Here is a 4,516-nt window from a genome sequence, read left to right on the forward strand (position 1 = left end):
GACTACACCGACGACAACATGAAAAACAAGATCAGAAGATTCAAGGACTACAAGGATCCGTATGTTGTTATCATCGGCGACAGCGAGGCTGAGAACGAGCAGGTTTCCATCAATATCAGAGGAAACAAGCAGCTTAAGAACGTACCTCTCGACAAGTTCATCGAAATGTGCCGTACAATGAACGAGGAGCACTCACTCGATATCATCGACACACTGTAAAAACTAATTCGGAATTATTGTAGGGGCTGCCTTTGGCAGCCCCTGCCTTAAAATGAAATTAATGCGGGGCGATGTGGGCATCGCCCCCTGCTGTGCGCCCCGTGTCGGGAATTAAATTGAGTTTACGGGCGAACAATGTTCGCCCTTACATAAAAAAATGAACGGAGGGAACATTTATGAACGAGCTTTGCAAAATTATCAAAGATATGGTATTCCCCCCTATTCAGCAATATAAAAGTAAAAATTCATAGATTCTGGTGATTGATATGGAAAAATACACAATAGATATTCCACCATTTGAGATTCCAGAATTCGACTTGATGTCTCCTAAAGAAGCAGAACGCTTTTTCCAATGGTACATCTCAAATATCTCCAAACGTCTCATTACGCTTTCCGAATATATTGAGACAACGTCGAAAATACAAATTCCACTTGATGGAACTAATGAATCATTAATTAATATTTGGAAATGGCTCACAAGCTGCAAAGAAACGGAAGTTTCCTTAAAAAAAATAAAAGCATCCATAAAAAAGTTTGATTTTGTCAGTATATTCACTAAAAACAAAACATTTTCAGTCAACACATATGTGATGTTAACAATAGCCACGAATTAGAATTGCCAGAAGCTAAAAAGGAGTTGGGTGTGCCAACTCCTTTTTCAGATTATTTATCAAGTAACCAATCCAGAACATATTTCTGTTTGATTCCATTATATGATATAGGTGGATCGTTATCCATAGTCAGAAGTATCTTTGTATTATGGTCATTGATGTTTTGCAGCGGTGAGAGTTCTCGTTCAAGAGTATTTTCATCACGAACAGTCCATGATACCTGATAATACTCGGTATTTCCATCATAGTCAACAGCTACGAAATCAACTTCCGTATTGCCGTTTTTTCCGACATATACTTCATAACCTCTGCGAATAAGCTCCAGATATACCACATTTTCAAGGATATGCCCGTTATCCGCATTATTAGTACCAAGTAGGTAATATCTGAGACCGACATCAGCAGCGTAGTATTTATCAAGCAGTTTCAGATATTCTTTCCCTTTTATGTCATATCTTCCGACACGGTACATAAGGAGGCTATCGGTAAGACCTTCAAGGTAGTTCTCTACAGTATGATTGGATATTTTTCTTCCTGCACTTGTCATTGAATCAGCTATCTTCTTTGAAGAACAGGGACTTCCAATATTATCGAACAGATATTTTATAACGCTTTTCAGCATAAGTGGATCCTGTATTTTCTTTCTGGTGACAATATCGTTCAAAACAATAGTATTATATAAGCCATCAAGATATGTTCTTATGTTCCGCCTGTCATTGAGTTCAGTTGTATAAGGGAAGGAGCTGTTATAAACGTAATTCCTGTAAAGCTCCTCTTTGCTCATACCCTCAAACGCACTTGCGTACTCCTTGAAGGACAGAGGCAGCATTTTTAGTTCAACATATCTGCCTGATAACAGCGTTGCAAGCTCGCCTGACATAAAATAGGCGTTTGAGCCTGTTATATAAACGTCCGTGTTCTTTTTTACGAACAGGCTGTCAACAGCTTTCTGATAATCTGTCACGCACTGTATCTCGTCCAGAAAGATATAATTTGTTTTATCAGGGAGCATACGAGCCGTTATATAGCTGTACATTTTATGCCAGTCGTGGAGTTCTTCATTCTCAGCTTCTTCAAAATTTAAAGATATTATCTGGTCGTCGCTGACGCCTTGTTTTCTGAGCTGTTCCAAGAAAAGCTCAAATAGCGTTGATTTTCCGCATCTTCTGATGCCGGTAATAACTTTTATTATTTGTTTATCCTTCCAATCGTTCAGAAATCGGAGATATTCAGGGCGATCTATCATAGTAATCAACTCCTTCCGCCATTTAGTATATGATTTTCTGGAATTATTATACCATATTTGTTTTAAAAAGTCAACAGTTGGAAGTATAATTCCATCTCTGATTGTAAACTCGCAGAGATGGAACTCTGTTTCTAATCTTGTTAAAATGCAGAGAGTTATCCAAAGCAAGAATAGTCGAAGCTATTGAAGATATAGCGTAAAATTGTTTTAACAAACCTCTTGATTAAATCGCTCTGTTGTGGTATAATAACTACACTAAACGAAAGGAGGCAGAGCCATGACTTACGAACTGAGACACTTTGATACTTCGCTGATGCGCTTCACAGCCACAGAAGATACAAGCTCACCCGAGATAGACATTCTCTGGGTAAATGAAGACCAAAAGGCGTTACTGCCTCTTGATATGACTATTGACGGCGACAGCGTTTCACGTTGGCTGAGACACAGGATTATACCGAAGAATCGTGCATACGTTCACAGTTTTCTAAGCAAATGCGGATTAAATCTCAACCGCCCTATGAGCATACTCAGTGTATCAAAGGGACTGTCACTAAACGACTGCTACTGGGTAGTTGAGGAAGGCTTTGAAGGCAGCTTCTCACAGTACAACCTGTACGAGAACAGATTCAGCCGAGTGCTGGGACTTATTGCATTCACTGGCTATGGCAGCTCTGTGAGAACATCTCTTGCATCATGCCCCGAGTTCACAACAAATGGTATGCTGCCTAAGTGCTGGCGCAGAGAAAATGGTATTATACAACTTTACAAGGGCGGAACGAGCGGAGCTTCCAATACGGAAAACGAGCCGTATTCAGAATTCTATGCCGCTCAGATAGCAGATGCTCTTGGTATCAACGCTATCTCCTACGGACTGTCAAAATGGCAGGGAGAGCTCTGCTCCACCTGCGAACTGTTCACAAGCAAAGACTACTCCTTTATGCCGATAGGCAGACTTGTCAGCAAAGGCGGAATGAAAGCGGTTCGCGAATACTATGCAGCACTGGGCGATGAATTTATTGCCGCCCTTAACGATATGCTGGTACTTGATGCGATAATATGCAACGTTGACAGACATTTCGGAAACTTCGGATTTCTGGTGGATAACTGCACAAACAAGGTAGCTGCTCCTGCGCCGCTGTTCGACCACGGCAACTCCCTGTTCAATCTTGCAGGCAGGGACGATCTTGTCTCCGATAAGGCACTCAGCGATTATGCGGATACACTCGTACCGTGCGTGTATGATGACTTCATCGGTACTGCTAAAAAGGTACTCAGCAACAGGCACAGAGAAGGACTTCGCAGACTGCTTGATTTTCGCTTTAAGCGCCATTCAAGGTATAATCTCGGCAGCAAGCGCCTAAAGCTAATAGAGGAGCAGATTCACAAGCGAGCAAAGGAATTGCTGAAATAAACAAACTATCCAAATCGTTTATAAGTATAATAGCCGCAGGAATTACCCTGCGGCTAATGCTTTTTTTATTGCAAAATCTTCTTTCGTGTGCTATAATGAGAAAAAATGACAGGAAGTGATAATGTGAAAGTATATATTCAATGCGGAAATAACAGTCTGCCGTACAATATGAACACTTTTTCAGCTATGCTCGGCTTTCAGCAAATGGGAATTGAAACTACTCTTTTCACTGATAAAGAAGATTTAATAAATGCAGAAATTACCGATATTGTAGTCGGCGGAGTAGGCAGAGTAAAACAGTTCCTTGAAAATAAAGGAATAACAGTGAACGATATTGACTATCCGGAAAGTCTTTCTGAATTTTACGGTCGAAAGATATGGGGAAGTACATCCGATACATTTCTTGCCGAGAATAATAACTTTCCGTTATTCGTAAAGCCTAAACAAGGGAAACTGTTTACAGGTTTTATTTGCAATAGTGAAACCGATATTGCAGGACGCTTTTCACCTGAAGAAAGTATTCCTGTTTATTGCAGCGAAATCAGGAATATCATTACTGAGTGGCGCTGCTTTGTAAGATACGGTGAAATATTGGATATTCGGCGTTACAAAGGCGAACTTGGCAGGATTTATTCGTTTCAAAAAGTCAAGGAAATGATTTCGTCGTACTCTGATGCACCCGCAGCATATTCACTCGATTTGGGACTTACATCAGAAGGAGATACTATAATCGTTGAAGTGAACGACGGATACTCACTTGGCAGTTATGGACTTGATCCGTTGCTGTATGCAAAGCTGTTATCCGCCCGCTGGGCTGAACTGACTGGAACAGAGGACGAATGTGCTTTTGATATAAGATAAATGAAAGGCCGCAGAATCAACTGCGGTCTTTTTATCATTTTAGTTCCCACCCATTATCTCCGTGATATATCATCAGCTTGGTCATACCGCCGTCGATACAGATATTCTCGCCTGTGATGAAGCCTGCCTTGTCGGAGCAGAGGAACATCACCATATTTGCGATATCCA

At 40.8% G+C, this 4,516-nt stretch carries 6 protein-coding genes; 4 read left to right on the forward strand and 2 right to left on the reverse strand.

Translation table 11 applies throughout. The features are described 5' to 3' along the window. Both Q0R37_RS15195 and Q0R37_RS15200 read left to right on the forward strand, forming a co-directional pair. The coding region (locus Q0R37_RS15195) for a His/Gly/Thr/Pro-type tRNA ligase C-terminal domain-containing protein (protein ID WP_294755430.1) at positions 1-219 on the forward strand (219 nt) is incomplete at its 5' end. Between the two features lie 266 nt (positions 220-485). Beyond that, entirely contained in the window at positions 486-833 is a 348-nt protein-coding gene (locus tag Q0R37_RS15200; protein ID WP_294755432.1) for a hypothetical protein, read from the forward strand. Positions 834-882: 49 nt separating this feature from the next. Here the strand turns inward: Q0R37_RS15200 and Q0R37_RS15205 are convergent, their stop codons facing one another. Continuing rightward, positions 883-2,076 (reverse strand): ATP-binding protein, encoded by a 1,194-nt coding sequence (locus Q0R37_RS15205; protein WP_294755434.1) that lies wholly within the window; start codon positions 2,074-2,076, stop codon positions 883-885. Positions 2,077-2,353: 277 nt separating this feature from the next. Here Q0R37_RS15205 and Q0R37_RS15210 point away from each other — a divergent pair, with 277 nt between their 5' ends. Further along, the gene (locus Q0R37_RS15210) at positions 2,354-3,487 is read left to right on the forward strand and encodes an XRE family transcriptional regulator (protein ID WP_294755436.1); all 1,134 of its coding nucleotides are present in this window, start codon (positions 2,354-2,356) and stop codon (positions 3,485-3,487) included. Positions 3,488-3,691: 204 nt separating this feature from the next. Next, positions 3,692-4,348 (forward strand): ATP-grasp domain-containing protein, encoded by a 657-nt coding sequence (locus Q0R37_RS15215; RefSeq protein ID WP_294755437.1) that lies wholly within the window; start codon positions 3,692-3,694, stop codon positions 4,346-4,348. Positions 4,349-4,382: 34 nt separating this feature from the next. On the opposite strand, the gene Q0R37_RS15220 is transcribed toward Q0R37_RS15215, so the two are convergent. Next, the coding region (locus Q0R37_RS15220) for an SDR family oxidoreductase (RefSeq protein WP_294755438.1) at positions 4,383-4,516 on the reverse strand (134 nt) is incomplete at its 5' end.

Origin of the sequence: uncultured Ruminococcus sp. (assembly GCF_946415235.1) — a bacterium.
Lineage (GTDB): Bacteria > Bacillota > Clostridia > Oscillospirales > Ruminococcaceae > Ruminococcus.

What these genes read in the sequence shown, in the direction of transcription:
- Q0R37_RS15200 (WP_294755432.1), top strand. Translation starts at nt 486, where the DNA reads ATGGAAAAATACACAATAGATATTCCACCATTTGAGATTCCAGAATTC.
- Q0R37_RS15205 (WP_294755434.1), bottom strand. Translation starts at nt 2,076, where the DNA reads ATGATAGATCGCCCTGAATATCTCCGATTTCTGAACGATTGGAAGGAT.
- Q0R37_RS15210 (WP_294755436.1), top strand. Translation starts at nt 2,354, where the DNA reads ATGACTTACGAACTGAGACACTTTGATACTTCGCTGATGCGCTTCACA.
- Q0R37_RS15215 (WP_294755437.1), top strand. Translation starts at nt 3,692, where the DNA reads ATGGGAATTGAAACTACTCTTTTCACTGATAAAGAAGATTTAATAAAT.